The sequence below is a fragment of the Mesosutterella porci genome, from assembly GCF_022134585.1.
Taxonomy (GTDB): domain Bacteria; phylum Pseudomonadota; class Gammaproteobacteria; order Burkholderiales; family Burkholderiaceae_F; genus Mesosutterella; species Mesosutterella porci.
This window is the reverse complement of the sequence record NZ_JAKNCT010000012.1, coordinates 36,396-49,784: the sequence shown is the minus strand read 5'-3', so window position 1 is coordinate 49,784 and position 13,389 is coordinate 36,396. Positions and strand designations below refer to the sequence as shown.

Annotated in this window: 12 protein-coding genes and 2 tRNA genes; all 14 read left to right on the top strand. The window is 63.7% G+C overall.

Annotation, left to right across the window (positions count from 1 at the left end; translation table 11 throughout):
• Nucleotides 1–6: 6 nt before the first annotated feature.
• Nucleotides 7–582 carry an ACT domain-containing protein gene (locus tag MAF45_RS09735; protein ID WP_237980171.1) on the top strand — a complete coding sequence of 192 codons (576 nt, stop codon included), beginning with the start codon at nt 7–9 and terminating at the stop codon, nt 580–582.
• A gap of 45 nt (nt 583–627) precedes the next feature.
• Entirely contained in the window at nt 628–2,007 is a 1,380-nt protein-coding gene (locus MAF45_RS09730; protein ID WP_237980161.1) for a PFL family protein, read from the top strand.
• Between the two features lie 161 nt (nt 2,008–2,168).
• Complete coding sequence (locus MAF45_RS09725) at nt 2,169–2,789, top strand: response regulator transcription factor (RefSeq protein ID WP_237980160.1); 621 nt, start codon at nt 2,169–2,171, stop codon at nt 2,787–2,789.
• A 134-nt stretch (nt 2,790–2,923) separates the two neighbouring features.
• Complete coding sequence (locus MAF45_RS09720; protein ID WP_237980159.1) at nt 2,924–5,053, top strand: RelA/SpoT family protein; 2,130 nt, start codon at nt 2,924–2,926, stop codon at nt 5,051–5,053.
• Between the two features lie 101 nt (nt 5,054–5,154).
• Nucleotides 5,155–5,231 (top strand) — tRNA-Val (locus tag MAF45_RS09715).
• Between the two features lie 182 nt (nt 5,232–5,413).
• Nucleotides 5,414–7,339 (top strand): threonine--tRNA ligase, encoded by a 1,926-nt coding sequence (gene thrS / locus MAF45_RS09710; protein ID WP_237980157.1) that lies wholly within the window; start codon nt 5,414–5,416, stop codon nt 7,337–7,339.
• A gap of 2 nt (nt 7,340–7,341) precedes the next feature.
• Nucleotides 7,342–7,887 carry a translation initiation factor IF-3 gene (gene infC, locus MAF45_RS09705; protein WP_237980221.1) on the top strand — a complete coding sequence of 182 codons (546 nt, stop codon included), beginning with the start codon at nt 7,342–7,344 and terminating at the stop codon, nt 7,885–7,887.
• Between the two features lie 191 nt (nt 7,888–8,078).
• Nucleotides 8,079–8,279 carry a 50S ribosomal protein L35 gene (gene rpmI / locus MAF45_RS09700; protein ID WP_237980155.1) on the top strand — a complete coding sequence of 67 codons (201 nt, stop codon included), beginning with the start codon at nt 8,079–8,081 and terminating at the stop codon, nt 8,277–8,279.
• A 20-nt stretch (nt 8,280–8,299) separates the two neighbouring features.
• The gene (rplT, locus tag MAF45_RS09695; RefSeq protein ID WP_237980153.1) at nt 8,300–8,659 is read left to right on the top strand and encodes a 50S ribosomal protein L20; all 360 of its coding nucleotides are present in this window, start codon (nt 8,300–8,302) and stop codon (nt 8,657–8,659) included.
• A gap of 273 nt (nt 8,660–8,932) precedes the next feature.
• Nucleotides 8,933–9,952, top strand: coding sequence for a phenylalanine--tRNA ligase subunit alpha (pheS, locus tag MAF45_RS09690; protein ID WP_237980151.1), 1,020 nt, complete (start codon nt 8,933–8,935; stop codon nt 9,950–9,952).
• Nucleotides 9,953–9,969: 17 nt separating this feature from the next.
• The gene (gene pheT, locus MAF45_RS09685; protein ID WP_237980149.1) at nt 9,970–12,381 is read left to right on the top strand and encodes a phenylalanine--tRNA ligase subunit beta; all 2,412 of its coding nucleotides are present in this window, start codon (nt 9,970–9,972) and stop codon (nt 12,379–12,381) included.
• A gap of 14 nt (nt 12,382–12,395) precedes the next feature.
• Nucleotides 12,396–12,740, top strand: coding sequence for an integration host factor subunit alpha (locus tag MAF45_RS09680; RefSeq protein ID WP_237980147.1), 345 nt, complete (start codon nt 12,396–12,398; stop codon nt 12,738–12,740).
• A 105-nt stretch (nt 12,741–12,845) separates the two neighbouring features.
• On the top strand, nt 12,846–13,199 hold the full coding sequence (locus MAF45_RS09675) for a MerR family transcriptional regulator (protein ID WP_237980145.1): 354 nt from the start codon (nt 12,846–12,848) through the stop codon (nt 13,197–13,199).
• 26 nt (nt 13,200–13,225) lie between these two features.
• A tRNA-Pro gene (locus tag MAF45_RS09670) sits at nt 13,226–13,302 on the top strand.
• Nucleotides 13,303–13,389: the final 87 nt, after the last annotated feature.

Below are 13,389 nucleotides of genomic sequence, written 5' to 3'. Positions count from 1 at the left end.
CGTGCTATGACTGAATACACCAAGGAAAACAGCGCGCTTGTTGCTGTGATCGGGCTCGACCAGCCCGGCATCGTCGCCTCTGTGTCCTCCGCTCTGACGCGGCTCAACTGCAACATCGAGGAGATGACGCAGTCGACGCTTCATGACCAGTTTTCAGGCATTTACCTGGTCAACAAGCCCGACGGGCTCACCAACGAGCAGATGAAGCAGGAAATCGAAAAGGGGCTGGAGCGCAGGCGCTTCAGGCTCTCGCTGGTGATCCGGGACTACGAGCAGCTGCCCCGCGAGAGCGTCCCCGAGTCCGACCCGTTCGTCGTCACGATCTGGGGCAAGGACGGCAACGACATCGTTTCCACGTTCTCGCGGATGATGAGTGAGCAGCGGATCAACATCCACGACCTGCGCGCGAAGCCCCTTGGCAACGGCGAGTCGGTGCAGATCTTCGAGGTCGCGGTGCCCAAGAGCGTCGACGTGAGGGCGCTGCACCGCGTGATGTCCGACCGGGCGACCGCCATGGGGCTCACCCTCACGATGCAGCACCGCCGGATCTTTGACGCGATGCATCACGTGGACATCTGCTGAGCGCAGCCCCGCCGGGCTCTTCCTTTTTCTAAGAATGGAACAAGAATGATCTCAGAAAGCGAAATTCTCTCGACCATCAACATGACCCGCACGGAGCACCTCGACGTGCGCACCGTGACGCTGGGCATCAGCCTGTTTGACTGCGCGAGCACGGACCTTGACACCTTCTCCTACCGGCTCCGTTCGAAGATCTCCCGCTACGCGAAGCGCCTTGTCGAGACCTGCAACATGGTGGGCGACCGCTACGGCATCCCGGTGGTGAACAAGCGCATCTCCGTCTCTCCGATCGGCACGGTCTGCTCGTCGTTCACGCGCGACCAGATGGCGGCGGTCTGCCGCGAGCTTGACGCAGCCGCCAAGGAAGTGGGGGTGGATTTCGTCGGGGGCTTTGGCGCCCTGGTCGAAAAGGGCATCACTCCCGGCGAGCGCAACCTGATTGACGCGCTGCCCGAGGCGCTTGCGACCTCCGACCGGGTCTGCTCATCGATCAACGTGGGCTCGACCAAGGCGGGCATCAACATGGATGCCGTCGCCCTCATGGGGCAGCGCGTGATCGACGTCGCGCAGGCCACCGCAGACCGCGACGGGCTTGGCGCGGCCAAGCTCGTCGTCTTCTGCAACATCCCCCAGGACGTGCCCTTCATGGCGGGCGCCTATCTGGGCGTGGGCGAGCCCGACGTCGTGATCGACGTCGGCGTGTCCGGGCCCGGGGTGGTGAAAAAGGCGCTGGACCGCCTGATGCAGGACAAGGCCGGGGGCCGCCGCGTCACCGTCGACGATGTGGCCGAAACGATCAAGTACACGGCCTTCAAGGTGACCCGCGTGGGCGAGATCATCGGCCGCGACGTGGCCGCGGCGCTGAACATCCCGTTCGGCGTGGCCGACCTTTCGCTCGCCCCGACGCCCGCCGTGGGCGATTCCGTGGGTGAGATCTTCCAGGCCCTCGGGCTCTCTTCCATCGGCGCGCCCGGCACCACGGCCATTCTTGCGATGCTCAACGACGCGGTTAAGAAGGGCGGAGTCTTTGCCTCCTCGCATGTCGGCGGTCTTTCCGGCGCCTTCATCCCCGTCTCGGAGGACGCCTCCATCGAGGCGGCGGCCCGCTCCGGCGCCCTGTCCTTTGAGAAGCTCGAGGCGATGACCTCCGTGTGCTCGGTGGGGCTCGACATGATCGCGATTCCGGGCGACACGACGGCGGCCACGGTGGCCGGCATCATCGCAGACGAGGCCGCGATCGGCATGATCAACAACAAGGCCACGGCGGTGCGCGTCATTCCGGTTCCGGGCAAGACCGTGGGCGACAAGGCTGTGTTCGGAGGCCTGCTGGGCGAGGCCGCCGTGATCCGCGTGCCGGGCGGCGAGTCCTCGAAGTTCATGGCCCTGGGCGGCCGTATTCCCGCCCCGATCCACAGCCTGAAGAACTAAAGCCGCGGGCGGCTCGGCCAGCCTCTGCGAAGCCGCGGCGGCATCGCCCCGCGGCTTCGGGGAGGGCGCCCTCCCGGCCGGGGGAAGGGGAAACTAGCCTCCTGAAATTGAGTCTTTTGTCTTAATGCTTTGATCCGATACTGGGCAGGTGCAGTTGCGCTATGACGAATGAAAACGACCAGCCTCTGGTCCGCATCATCGATGACGATCCCGGAGTGCGGCAGTCCACCGCGTTTCTTCTCGAGGCCGCAGGCTTCCAGACCGCCTGCTTCGCGGGGGCTGAGGAATTTCTGGGGCAGGGCGACTCCTCCAGGCCCGGCTGCCTGCTGCTGGATGCGCGGATGCCGGGCATGACGGGGCTCGAGCTGCAGGATGCCCTGCAGGAGCGCGGCATCGCGCTGCCGGTGATCTTCATCACCGGCCACGGCGATGTGGACATGGCCGTGCACGTGCTCAAGCAGGGCGCCGTCGACTTCCTGCAGAAGCCCGTCGACGCAGCCCGGCTGATCTCCGTCACCCGCGCGGCCGTCGACCGCTCGGTTGCGGCCCGGCAGCAGGAGCGCCGGGTGAGCGCGGAGCGCGAAGCCTACGGCACGCTCACCGACCGTGAAAAAGAGGTGGTGAAGCTCGTCGCCCAGGGGCTGCAGAACAAGGAGATCGCGCAGCGGCTCGCGATCGCAGAGAAAACCGTGAAGGTGCACCGCGGCTCGGCCTGCCGGAAGCTCTCGGTGCGCAACGGCGTCGACATCGCCGCGCTGCTTGCCCGCATCGGCGTGAGCTGAAAAGCCGCGGCGCCGGGTTCCTCCTGCGGAATTGTCTATACTGCACTGCAGGCCTTTTGCTGCGCGCCTGCCCGCTCGGGGCCCCGCGCTTTCTTCAGATGCGCCTGCTTTTTTCAGCGGTTCGGTGAACACAGATGGAAGCTTCAGAGACAAAGGAAATGGCCAGGCCCGTGAACTGGCAGCTCGCCCGCTCGATGGTGGAGCCGATCTACGCAGGTCAGGTCCTTGAGACCGGAGAGCCGAGGCTGGCCCATGCCGACGGCATGGCGGCCATCCTGCGGGGAATCCGCGACGACGACGAGCTGCTTGCGGCGGCCTATCTCTATTCGGTGCAGGTCTTTCTCAAGAACTCCGACGAGTGGATAGAGAAGTCCTTTGGGACGCGGGTGCTCGGGCTGTGCCGCCAGCTGCAGGGCCTGATCCGGCTTTCCGTGCAGGCGCGCTCGAAGAATAAGGAGGCGAACGCCGCCTCCCAGCCCGAGAAGCTGCGCCGGATGCTGCTTGCGATGTGCGGGGACCTGCGCGTGGTGCTGCTGCGGCTGGCTAGCCGCCTGCAGACGCTGCGCTGGTTCGCCATGCACCCGAACCCCGAGGCCGAGATTTACGGTGCGGAGACGCTGCAGCTTTACTCGCCGCTTGCGAACCGCCTGGGCATCTGGCAGCTGAAGTGGGAGCTCGAGGACCTGTCGCTGCGCTTCACGAGGCCGGAGGTCTACGAAAGCATCGTGAAGAAGCTCGACGCGACGCGCAGCCAGCGCATCGCCTTCGTCCAGGACTGCGTGCGCAAGATCCGCGCGCTGCTGGAGAAAAGGGGAATCCGAGCGGAGGTGTCGGGCCGCTCCAAGCACATCTACTCGATCTGGCTCAAGATGGAGCGCAAGCACCTGCCCTTCGAGCGGCTTTTCGACCTGAGGGCGCTGCGCATCATTGTCGACACCGTCGCGCAGTGCTACGAGGTGCTGTCGATCATCAACGAATCCTTCAGCGCCATCTCCTCCGAGTACGACGACTACATCGCCCACCCGAAGCCGAACGGCTACCGCTCGCTGCACACCGTTGTGCGGGCGAGCAACGGACTGCCCGTCGAGATCCAGATCAGGACCCGGGAGATGCACGAGTTCGCAGAGCTTGGCTTTGCGGCTCACTGGCGCTACAAGGAGGCGGGCAACTCTCTCGGGGTGAACAGCGCCGAGGAGCAGAAGGTGGTGTGGCTGCGGCAGTTGCTTGCCTGGCACTCTGACGTGGAGCCACCGAAGGCTCCGGGCGTCGAGGACGAGCATGTCTATGCGCTCACGCCGATGGGCAGGGTCGTGGAGCTTGACGCCGGCAGCACGCCGGTCGACTTCGCCTACATGGTCCACACTCAGCTCGGGCACCGCTGCCGGGGCGCGAAGGTCAACGGCGTGATGGTGCCGCTCACGCACAAGATCCACACGGGCGACACGGTGGAGATCATTGCGGCGAAGTCCGGCGGCCCTTCGCGCGACTGGATGAACCCGGAGCTCGGGTTTGCGGCGATGCCGCGCACGCGCGGCAAAGTGAGGGCCTGGTTCAACGCGCAGCAGCTCCAGGAGCAGATCGAGCGCGGCCGCGACAAGCTTGACCGGGAGCTCGCGCGGCTCGGACGCAGCACGTTCAAGCTCGAGCTGCTCGCGAAAACGCTCGGCTTCGAGTCCGTGGAGGATCTCTGCACGACCTTCGACAAGGGCGAGATCTCGACCCGAGCGATCGAAGCGGCGGTGGCGCCCTCCGAGAAGAAAGCCGAAGAGGCACCCGAGCCGCCCCTGCGCTCCCTGCAGGCGAAGCCCCGCGGCCGCGGGGCGGGCGGCGTGCTCGTGGTGGGGGTGGACTCGCTGCTCACGCAGCTTGCCCGCTGCTGCCATCCGGTGCCTCCCGACGAGATCGTGGGCTTTGTGAGCCGCGGCCGCGGCGTTGTGGTGCACCGGGCCGACTGTCCGAACCTCAAGAATCTGATGGAGCACTCGCGCGAGAGGCTGATCGACGTCTCTTGGGGAAAGCCGCCCGAAGATGCGGTCTACCCCCTCGAGATCCTGGTGCTCGCGCGCGACAGAATCGGGCTCATCAAGGACGTGACCGACATCTTCATTCGCCTCAAGATCAACATCACGCACGTCAACACCCAGACGGTGAAGAATGTCGCCCGGCTGCGCTTCGGGCTCGAGGTGACGGGGACGGCGCTGCTGCACCAGGCTCTCAAAGAGATTCTCGGGGTGAAGGGCGTGATATCGGCCAGGCGCTGCTGAGCGAGGACGGAAGGGAAAGGGTAGTGATATCCCTTAAAAAGAAGTTTTTTTATGGACGGACTTGCTTTTTTCTTCCGAATCCGTAAAATTAAAAACCTCTCAGGCACGTAGCTCAGCTGGTTAGAGCATCACCTTGACATGGTGGGGGTCGTTGGTTCGAGTCCAATCGTGCCTACCAATATTTATTCTGGGAGCTGTTGCGGTGTTCGACTGCATTGTATTTGGTCAAACTACCCTGACTCGTTTCTAACGGGGCGAGTCACACAGCAGTTCCTTAGCTTAAAAAGTGCGGCTCAGCCCGCACTTTTTTTTTACCGATAAGGCTCGCCGGCAACACTGGTGGGGAATTGGGAGTTCCAGATGATCGAAATTACACTGCCTGACGGATCCAAACGCCAGTACGAAGGAGCGCAGACGGTCGCCCAGATCGCTGCGTCGATTGGCGCGGGACTGGCCCGCGCGGCGATTGCGGGACGAGTGGACGGACAGCTCGTCGATCTGTCCACGCCGGTCGACCACAGCGCCGCGGTCTCCATCGTGACCGCCTCCGATGAAGACGGGCTGCAGATTATCCGGCATTCGACGGCTCACCTGATGGCTCAGGCCGTCAAGCAGCTGTACCCCTCCGTGCAGGTGACGATAGGCCCGGCGATCGAAAACGGCTTTTACTATGACTTCTCCTCGAAGAAGCCCTTCACGCAGGAGGATCTCGCGGCGATCGAGCAGCGCATGGACGAGATCGTCAAGCAGGATCTGCCGATCACCCGCCGCGAGGTGAGCCGCGAGGAGGCCGTGAAGTTCTTCGAGTCCGAGGGCGAGCACTACAAGGTCGAGCTCGTGCGGGCCATCCCCGAGGGCGAGAAGATCACGCTCTACACGCAGGGCGATTTCACCGACCTGTGCCGCGGCCCCCACGTCCCGAGCACGGGCTGCCTCAAGGTGCACAAGCTGATGAAGGTGGCCGGCGCGTACTGGCGCGGCGACTCGAAAAACGAGATGCTGCAGCGCATTTACGGCACGGCCTTCGCGACCCGCGAGCAGCTCAAGAACTACCTGCACATGCTCGAGGAGGCCGGCCGCCGCGACCACCGCAAGCTCGGCAAGACGATGGATCTCTTCCACCTCCAGGAAGAGGCCCCGGGCATGATCTTCTGGCACGCCCGCGGCTGGGCCCTCTGGCAGGTGATCGAGCAGTACATGCGCGGCGTCTACCGCGACAACGGCTATCAGGAGGTGAAGGCCCCGCAGCTTCTCGACCGTTCCCTCTGGGAGCGCTCCGGCCACTGGGCGAAGTATCGCTCCAACATGTTCACCACCGAGAGCGAGAACCGCATCTACGCTCTGAAGCCCATGAACTGCCCGGGCCACATTCAGATCTTCAAGAACGCCGTGCGCTCCTACCGCGACCTGCCGATCCGCTACGGCGAGTTCGGCCAGTGCCACCGCAACGAGCCCTCGGGCTCTCTGCACGGGCTGATGCGCGTGCGCGGCTTCACGCAGGACGACGGCCACATTTTCTGCACGGAAGACCAGATTCTCTCGGAGTGCGTGCATTTCACCTCCCTCGTGCAGAAGGTCTACAAGGACTTCGGCTTCAGCGACATCGAATACTTTATCGCCACGCGCCCCGAGATGAGAATCGGCGAGGACGCGGTCTGGGACAAGGCTGAAAAGGCGCTGATGGAAGCGCTTGACAGCGCGGGCGTGACCTACAAGATCCTGCCCGGCGAGGGCGCGTTCTACGGCCCGAAGGTGGAGTACCACCTGAAGGACTGCCTCGGCCGCTCCTGGCAGTGCGGCACGGTCCAGGTTGACTTCCAGATGCCCGGAAGGCTGGGCGCCGAATACGTGGCCTCCGACGACTCGAGGAAGGTGCCCGTGATGCTGCACCGTGCGATCCTCGGCTCCCTCGAGCGCTGGATCGGCATGCTGCTCGAGCACTACGCGGGCGCGCTGCCCACGTGGCTCGCGCCGGTTCAGGCGGCCGTCGCCTCGATCACCGACGCGCAGGCCTCCTACGCGCATGAAGTCTACGAAAAACTCTTCGCTGCGGGTTATCGAGTAGAAGAGGATTTGCGCAGCGAGAAGATAAACTATAAAATCCGTGAGCTTAGCCAGGTGAAGATTCCTTACATCCTCGTGGTCGGGGACAAGGAGCGCCAGGCGGGTACGGTTTCCGTCCGCGAAAGGGGCGGCAAGAACCTGGGCGCTATGAGCCTCGAGCAGTTCCTGAAGATGCTGGAGTCGCAGGTCGCCGCAAAGTCGAACATTGAGGTCGCCAAGTGATATTGAATAGGGCAACAACCCCTGCAAAAGATAAAGAACCGCGCGGGCACCGCGTGAACCGCGAGATCCGCATTCCGGAAGTCCGCGTGACGATGCCCGACGGCTCGAGCCAGATTATGGCGACGGCCGAGGCGCTTCGCATGGCCGAGGACATGGGGGTCGATCTCGTCGAGGTCGCTCCCAAGGCCCGTCCTCCGGTCTGCCGTCTGATCGATTACGGGAAGTTCAAGTATCAGGAGCAGAAGCGCGCCCAGGAGGCGAAGGCGAAGCAGAAGGTCACTCAGGTCAAGGAAGTGAAGTTCCGCCCCGCCACCGACGAGAACGACTACCAGACCAAGCTGCGCTCGGTCCGCCGCTTCCTTGAAAACGGCGACAAGGCGAAGATCACGCTGCGCTACCGCGGCCGTGAGATGGCCCACCAGGAGTTCGGCGCGGAGCTGCTCGACCGCGTGACCACGGACCTTGCCGATGTCGCGCAGGTCGAGAGCCGTCCGAAGCTCGAAGGCCGGCAGATGATCATGGTCCTCGGGCCGAAGAGAAAGAAGTGACCCGCCGGGGCGGACTCCCGCAGCGCGGGGCCGCCCGGGCCGGCAAAGAAATTTAGCAGTACCTCCGGAGCCTGGCCGGCAATGGGCCGGGTGCGGAGTTTTTAAAAGAAGTGACTCGGGGCCGTCAAGCCTTTCCCGCCCTTTTGAAGGGAAAGCGCCCTTGAGCCATGCAAAAAAAGAGGTAACGGCAAATGCCGAAGATGAAAACCAAGCGGGCCGCCGCGAAGCGCTTCAAGCTTCGCTCCGGCGGTTCCATCAAGTTTGGACACTCGACCAAGCGTCATATCCTGTCTCACCGCACGACGAAGAACAAGCGTCATCTGCGCGGCATGGTGACTGTTGCGAAGTGCAATGAGCTCAACGTCAAGCGCATGCTTGCGATCGCTTCCTGATCTGGATAGGAGATAAAAAGATGCCTCGAGTCAAGCGTGGTGTAACTGCCCGTGCCCGTCATAAGAAGCTGCTTGCCCTCTCCAAGGGCTACAGCCTCCGCGCGAATAACGTTTTCCGCGTCGCGAAGGAAGCCGTCATGCGCGGCGCCCAGTACGCCTACCGCGACCGCCGTGCGAAGAAGCGCGTCTTCCGCCGCCTGTGGATCGCCCGCATCAATGCGGCCACCCGCGCGAACGGACTGACTTACAGCTGCTTCATCAACGGCCTCCACAAGGCCAATATCTGCCTGGACCGCAAGGTGCTCGCCGACATGGCCGTGTTCGACAAGGAAGCCTTCGCTGCCCTGGTTGAAAAAGCTAAAGCAGCTCGCGCCGCCTGATCGGGCTTTCTGAGCCCGCGTCAGAGCGTCGCGGCGGGGAATGCGGGCCGGCCGGCTTTTGCGTGCCGCATCCCGCAGCTTCCCCGGCTTTAAAAAGGGCGGCCCCGGTTTTTGAGGCCGCCCTTTTTTCATCCACGCCCTGAGAGGGCCGCGTCAACCCCTTTCGGAAAAAAGGCGGGCCGCGCGAGGCGGGCGCGGCGTCAAGCGCTTTTTTTCCGAAGCGGGCCGCAGCAGGCCCAGCAGAGTTTTTTTCCGTCCTGGAATGGAAGAAAAATGCAAGATTTATCCAAACTGATAGAACAGGCCAGGCAGGCCTTCGAAGAGGCGACGCAGTCCGCCGCCCTTGAAGACGCCAAGGCGAAGTTCCTCGGCAAGACCGGCGAACTCACTGTGATGATGAAGGGCCTCCGCGAGCTGGCGGCCGACGAGCGCCGGCAGGCGGGCGCGAAGATCAACGAGGCGAAGAAGGCCGTGGAGCAGGCGCTCAACGAGCGCCGCGAGGCCCTCGCCCGGGCGGCTCTCGAGCAGAAGCTGTCTGCCGAGGCGATTGACGTGACGCTGCCGGGGCGGGTCTCCAGCGCGGGCGGCATCCACCCCGTGATCAGGACGTGGATCAGGATCGAGGAGATCTTCCGCTCCATCGGATTTGACGTTGCCTCAGGTCCGGAAATCGAAAACGACTGGTACACGTTCACCGCTCTCAACAACCCGCCGAATCATCCGGCCCGTTCCATGCAGGATACCTTCTACGTGGACCTGAAGGATGAGAACGGACTGCCGCTGCCGCTGCGGCCCCACACCTCCCCCATGCAGGTGCGCTATTCGCGCACGCACCGTCCTCCCATCAAGGTGATCGCCCCGGGCCGCACCTACAGGGTCGACTCCGACGCGACGCACTCGCCGATGTTCCATCAGGTCGAGGGCCTGTGGGTGGGCGACAGCGTGAGCTTTGCCGACCTGAAGGGCGTCTACTCGATGTTTCTGCGCCGGTTCTTTGAAACCGACGACCTCGTCGTGCGCTTCCGCCCGAGCTACTTCCCGTTCACGGAGCCTTCGGTCGAGGTGGACATGATGTTCACGACCGGAGCGCGCCGCGGCAAGTGGCTCGAGATCTCCGGCGCGGGCGAGGTTCACCCGAACGTGATCCGCAACTACGGCCTCGACCCTGAAAAATACTGCGGCTTTGCCTTCGGCTCGGGTCTGGAGCGGCTGACGATGCTGCGCTACGGCATTGACGACCTGCGCCTGTTCTTCGAAGGCGACCTGCGGTTCCTGCGGCAGTTCAACGAGTAAGGGGAGAGGAAGGGAAAATGCTGTTTTCTGAAAATTGGCTGCGTACCTACGTCAATCCCGCGATCAGCACCGCGGAGCTTCTCGATGCGCTCACGATGCACGGGCTGGAGGTTGAGGAGTCCTGGCCCGCGGCGCCCGCTTTCACCGGCGTCGTGGTCGCGAAGGTCCTGGAGTGCGTTCCGCACGAGAATTCCGACCATCTGCATGTCTGCCAGGTTGACGCCGGCGCGGGTGAAACCCTGCAGATCGTCTGTGGAGCCCCGAATGTCAAGGCCGGAGTGAAGGTTCCATGCGCCCTGGTGGGCGCCGTTCTGCCCGGCGATTTCAGGATCAAGAAGGCGAAGCTGCGCGGCGTGGCCTCAAACGGCATGCTCTGCTCAGCCCGCGAGCTCGGGGTCTCCGAAGACCACTCCGGGCTGTGGATCCTGCCCGATGATGCCCCGGTGGGAAAGGACATCCGCGCTTACGCGCATCTCGACGACACCGTGGTGGACCTCAACGTGACGCCCAACCGCGGCGATGCGCTCTCCCTGATCGGCATCGCCCGCGAGGTCCACGCCATCACCGGCGCGCCGCTGTCGCTGCCGGCCTTCACGCCGGTCGAGCCGAACTGCGACGAGCAGTTTCCGATTCACATCGAGGCGAAGGACCTCTGCGCCCGCTATGCGGGCCGGGTCATCCGCGGTCTTAATCCGAACGCGCGGACGCCGGACTGGATGCGCGAGCGCCTCGAGCGGCTGGGCCAGCGCTGCATCTCGCCGCTGGTGGACATCAGCAACTACGTCATGTTCGAGCTCGGGCGCCCGACGCACTTCTTTGACCTGGACCGGCTCTCGGGCGGGATCACGGTGCGCTGGGGACGCGAGGGCGAGAGCCTCGAGCTGCTCAATGACCGCACGGTGGCCCTGTCTCCTTATTTCGGCGTGATCGCCGATGACCGCGGCCCGCAGGCGCTTGCCGGCATCATGGGCGGCAAGGCCGGATCGATCGGCCCGGAGACGACCTCGCTGTTCATCGAGAGCGCCTTCTTCCGCCGCAGCGCGATCCAGGGCCGCGCGCGCAGGCTCAATTTCTCGACGGACGCCTCCTTCCGCTTCGAGCGCGGCGTTGACTACGGCTCCGTGGCCGAACACCTCGAATACATCACGAAGCTCGTGCTCGACATCTGCGGCACGGCCGAGACGAAGGTGGGTCCGGTCCATGACGTGCAGCAGGACATGCCCCGCCCGCCGGTGGTGAAGATGAGGGCGCAGCGCTGCAGGAAGCTGGTCGGGGTGGACATTCCGACCGACTTCATGGAGCAGGCCTTCCAGCGCCTCGGCTTTGAGTACAGCCGCGACGGGGAGCTCTTCAGCGTCGTGTCCCCGACCTACCGCTTCGACATTGAGATTGAGGAAGACCTCGTCGAGGAGGTGGCGCGGCTCTGGGGCTACGGGCGCCTGCCGGAGAATCCCCCGCTCGAGCGCGCCGTGATGCTGCCCGAGCGCGAGGAGCGCCGCAGCGGCCACGACCTGCGCCGCGGCCTTGCGGCCCGCGGCTACCAGGAGCTCGTGAACTTTTCCTTCGTGGAGGAGCGCTGGGAGCGCGACTTCGCCGGCAACAGCAATCCGATCCGCCTTCTGAACCCGATCGCCTCCCAGCTGTCGGTGATGCGCACCCAGCTGCTGGGCGGCCTTGTGTCCGTTTTGGGCTATAACCTCAACCGCAAGGCCGACCGGGTCAGGGTTTTCGAGCTCGGGCGCGTGTTTTTCCGCGACCCGTCGGTCGAGCCTTCCGACACGTCGGTCAAGGGCGTGCGCCAGCCCGAGCATCTCGCGGCGCTTGCCTATGGGGACGCGGCCTCCCTGCAGTGGGGCGAAAAGGCCCGCAGGGTTGATTTCTTCGACCTTAAGGGTGACCTGGAGGCGATCGCTTTCCCGCTCAAGCTCAGCTTTGTGCCCGAGGTCTTCCCCGCGCTGCACCCCGGGCGCAGCGCCGGAGTCTATCTCGACGGCCGCCGCATCGGCATGATCGGCGAGCTGCACCCGAAGCTGCAGCAGGCCTATGACCTGCCGCTCGCCCCGGTAGTTTTTGAGGTTGAGGCCGAGCCCCTCCTCGCGGTGCCGGTGCCGCAGTACAGGCCGGTCTCGAAGTTCCAACCGCAGCTACGCGACATTTCGGTGCTCGTGCCGCGGGCGGTGACCCTGAGCCAGATCTACGGCACGGTTGAGGCTGCGCGCTCTTCCGACCCCTGCCTTGCGGGCCTTGCAGACTTCAGGCTCTTCGATGTGTACCGGCCGAAGGATGCGCCCCAGGCCGACAAGTCGATGGCCTTCCGCATTGTGCTGGAGTCTTTCGGCGAGAATCCGCTCTCGGAGTCCGAGACGGAGAAAGCGGTGCAGGCCGTTGTCTCGAGCCTTGCTAAACTGAACATCAAACTGCGCGAGTAAAAGGTAGCAGAGAAATGAGCATTAAAGACAACAAGCCTGAAGCCCAGGTCGGGGCCACCATGACCAAGGCGGATCTTGTAGACGTCCTGTTTGACCGCATGGGCCTGTCCAAGCGCGAGGCGAAGCTTCTGGTCGACGTGTTTTTCGACGAGATCCGCACCCGCCTTGAGATGGGAAGCGCCGTGAAGCTGTCGGGTTTCGGCAACTTCCAGCTCCGCGACAAGTCCCAGCGTCCCGGCCGCAATCCCAAGACCGGGCAGGACATTGCCATCACCGCCCGCCGCGTCGTGACCTTCCACGCCTCGGCGAAGCTGCGCGAAGCGGTGCTCGCCGGCTGCCCGGCCAGATCGGGCGACTGATAGGGCCGCCGCGCCGCAAATCAGGCAGAGCCTGCGCTTTGGCGGGGCCCTGCCTTTTCTTTTTTTGCGATTACAATCTCCAATCAACATGGGATGGACCAAGGAATGGCTGAGAGAAAAACTGAAGATCTTCCGCCGATTCCCGACAAACGCTTCTTTACGATTGGGGAGGCGGCGGAGCTTGTCGGTGTTGCTACTTCCGTGCTCCGCTTCTGGGAGGAAGAGTTCAAGCAGCTCTCCCCGGGCCGCCACGGCTCGCGCCGCCGCTATGAGCGCAAAGACATCCTGAAGGCCCGGGAGATCCGCGAGCTGCTCTACGACAAGGGCTTCACGCTTGCGGGGGCGAAAAAATACCTCAAGCGCAAAAAAACGGATCAGAAGGTTAGGGCGGCCGCGGGAAAGGGAATTCTGGAGGAACTGGAGGATATCCGGGCTTCTATTCGGGACTTTCTTTTATAAAAGTTTTGTGCTATAGTTAGAAGTCTCGGGGTGTGGCGCAGCCTGGTAGCGCACTTGCATGGGGTGCAAGGGGTCGTGAGTTCGAATCCCACCACCCCGACCAAATCCAGGAAAGGAGGTGACGTAAGTTGCCTCCTTTTTCTTTGTCTTTGTCTACGCACTCTCAATAAAATCATGAGCTTATGACAAT

Excerpts from the sequence above, each read along its gene's own strand:
- thrS (WP_237980157.1), top strand. The coding sequence starts at position 5,414 with ATGATCGAAATTACACTGCCTGACGGATCCAAACGCCAGTACGAAGGA.
- rpmI (WP_237980155.1), top strand. The coding sequence starts at position 8,079 with ATGCCGAAGATGAAAACCAAGCGGGCCGCCGCGAAGCGCTTCAAGCTT.
- MAF45_RS09680 (WP_237980147.1), top strand. The coding sequence starts at position 12,396 with ATGAGCATTAAAGACAACAAGCCTGAAGCCCAGGTCGGGGCCACCATG.
- pheS (WP_237980151.1), top strand. The coding sequence starts at position 8,933 with ATGCAAGATTTATCCAAACTGATAGAACAGGCCAGGCAGGCCTTCGAA.
- MAF45_RS09720 (WP_237980159.1), top strand. The coding sequence starts at position 2,924 with ATGGAAGCTTCAGAGACAAAGGAAATGGCCAGGCCCGTGAACTGGCAG.
- rplT (WP_237980153.1), top strand. The coding sequence starts at position 8,300 with ATGCCTCGAGTCAAGCGTGGTGTAACTGCCCGTGCCCGTCATAAGAAG.
- pheT (WP_237980149.1), top strand. The coding sequence starts at position 9,970 with ATGCTGTTTTCTGAAAATTGGCTGCGTACCTACGTCAATCCCGCGATC.
- MAF45_RS09735 (WP_237980171.1), top strand. The coding sequence starts at position 7 with ATGACTGAATACACCAAGGAAAACAGCGCGCTTGTTGCTGTGATCGGG.
- MAF45_RS09730 (WP_237980161.1), top strand. The coding sequence starts at position 628 with ATGATCTCAGAAAGCGAAATTCTCTCGACCATCAACATGACCCGCACG.
- MAF45_RS09675 (WP_237980145.1), top strand. The coding sequence starts at position 12,846 with ATGGCTGAGAGAAAAACTGAAGATCTTCCGCCGATTCCCGACAAACGC.
- MAF45_RS09725 (WP_237980160.1), top strand. The coding sequence starts at position 2,169 with ATGACGAATGAAAACGACCAGCCTCTGGTCCGCATCATCGATGACGAT.